General features: G+C 61.2%; 3 protein-coding genes. 1 reads left to right on the top strand and 2 read right to left on the bottom strand.

Going from position 1 to position 1,839, the window contains the following annotated elements:
* Positions 1 to 220 (top strand): hypothetical protein (locus QZY44_RS34975; RefSeq protein ID WP_295458911.1); only part of this gene is annotated, 220 nt, incomplete at its 5' end.
* Between the two features lie 142 nt (positions 221 to 362).
* Here QZY44_RS34975 and QZY44_RS34970 read toward each other — a convergent pair.
* Positions 363 to 989, bottom strand: coding sequence for a PEP-CTERM sorting domain-containing protein (locus QZY44_RS34970; protein WP_295458909.1), 627 nt, complete (start codon positions 987 to 989; stop codon positions 363 to 365).
* 377 nt (positions 990 to 1,366) lie between these two features.
* Complete coding sequence (locus QZY44_RS34965) at positions 1,367 to 1,807, bottom strand: helix-turn-helix transcriptional regulator (RefSeq protein WP_295458906.1); 441 nt, start codon at positions 1,805 to 1,807, stop codon at positions 1,367 to 1,369.
* Positions 1,808 to 1,839 lie beyond the last annotated feature (32 nt).

Raw genomic sequence — 1,839 nt, 5'->3', positions numbered from 1 at the left:
GGGCGACAAGTATGTTGATATCAAAACAGGAAAAGCTCCCCTCTTGAGCTGTCAGTTCCGAAGGGGACAGCGCCCCGCCGCGTACCGGCTGCACAAGGGCGGGAGCGGGCTGCGCGGCTCGCAGACCAGCGACGAAGAGCAAGCAGCACAGGTGCCTGTTTTCGCGCTCCCGCGTTGCCTTTGTGCCTCCGCGCGCGACCCACCGGGCCTTGTTGGCTGAGAATCGGACCCGGAAACTGGTGACTCTTCCTCTCCCCCTTCTTGCCGCACTGCCGGTTTGACACCACGCGGGAGAACAAAGAACCCCGCCGAAGCGGGGTCCGTGTGAGCGCTGCTGAGTGCGGCCAAGCAGTTTCCTTCTGCTATCTGCGACGGACGACGGCAGCGAGCAATCCGAGGCCGGCCAACATGATGGTGCACGTTGCGGGTTCGGGGATCGACATTACCTCGAACGTGTCGTGCGTGGGGCCGTTTGGGTACGGATCGACGATAGACCCCACCAGTTGCCACTCTGGCAGCTCGGTAAGGGTTGTGGGAGCAGGTAATGCCAACCCTGGATGCTCGGAGGCCATTACGCCATCGGCGCTGTCGTAGGAAATGAAGTCGAAATGAAACACCCCATTCCCGGTGGTCCACCCGAGAAACTCGTCGCTAACCAAACCAAGTTCGTCTGGCCCCCCCATTAGCTTCGTATAGCCAATTGTAGCCACGCTGGTATCAGTGTACTGGTAGTCGAACTTGATCCTCTCGCCAACATTCAGATAATACTGGTTGGCGTCAAAGTTACTTATGGTCCCACCGCCATAAGGTCCGTTACCCGTAACCTGCGTGCCGTCCACCGTCAGCCACGCGATGTCGGGGGATTCCGAATAGTCGTGAAATCTGAACTGGGCCGCGTTGGCCGCCACCGATACTGCGGCCAAGACTGCCAATCCGAACATTATCCTCTTCATGGTCGTCTTTTTTCCTTGTTTGAGCCACTTCAGCACCGGAGAATCGGGGATGAAGGTCAGCGACCGTCACCTACTCTCCACGTTGATCGGGCCGCGAACGCCACGGCTCGTTGTCCCCAGCTACGTATTCCTCATGTCCTCCATCGCCCTCCTGCCCGCGCTCAACGCGGGTCCGCAGAATGACACCTCGCTAGCAAACCTGCCAGCCGCTCCGTTGGTTTTTCCGGGCAATGAGATACACGCCCGTGCGCACGCGTCGCAGCATGTACGCCGCCGTGCGCGACTTGAGCCGGAACCGCGCCCGAGACGCGACGATCGCCGCTCAAGCGACAGCAGCGGGAAGGCAACTCCCGCAGGTCAAAGTGTGTGGCACCATTGCCCACCATTCTCCTCCGGAGCCCGCGGGGGCTCCATTACGCCACCCGATATGCTGAAAGGCGCGCAACACGCGCACCCCGCAGGAAGAGTAGATTAACACGGCGGCATCCCGCCCCGCCAGTCGGCTCTTGAGCTGTCAGTTCCGAAGTGGACAGCGGCCCCGTCGCGTACCGGCTGCAAAAGGGCGGGAGCGGGCTGCGCGGCTCGCAGGTGAGCGACAGGAAGGACTCGTACAGGCGGATCACCAACTCCATCCGGCTGGTGACGTTCAGTTTCTGGTAGAGGCGTATGACATGCGTCCGCAAGGTGTGTGGGGACATATCCAGGCCGCGGGCGATGACCGATTCTTTGTCGTCCCGGAAGAGACACTCGACGATCTGGGCCTCGCGCGGCGACAAGCACAGCCGGGCACACAGGAGAGTGAAGGGTCGCTTGCGCAAGAACCGAGGGGACATGGCGCTCCTGAGTTCAGCCATTGGTGCACCTCCATGGCCAATGAAGAGAGGCG

The sequence above is a fragment of the uncultured Thiodictyon sp. genome, from assembly GCA_903837595.1.
In the GTDB taxonomy this organism is placed as follows: Bacteria; Pseudomonadota; Gammaproteobacteria; order Chromatiales; family Chromatiaceae; genus Thiodictyon.
The sequence above is the reverse complement of the archived record's forward strand: the minus strand, read 5'-3'. Positions and strand labels throughout refer to the sequence as shown.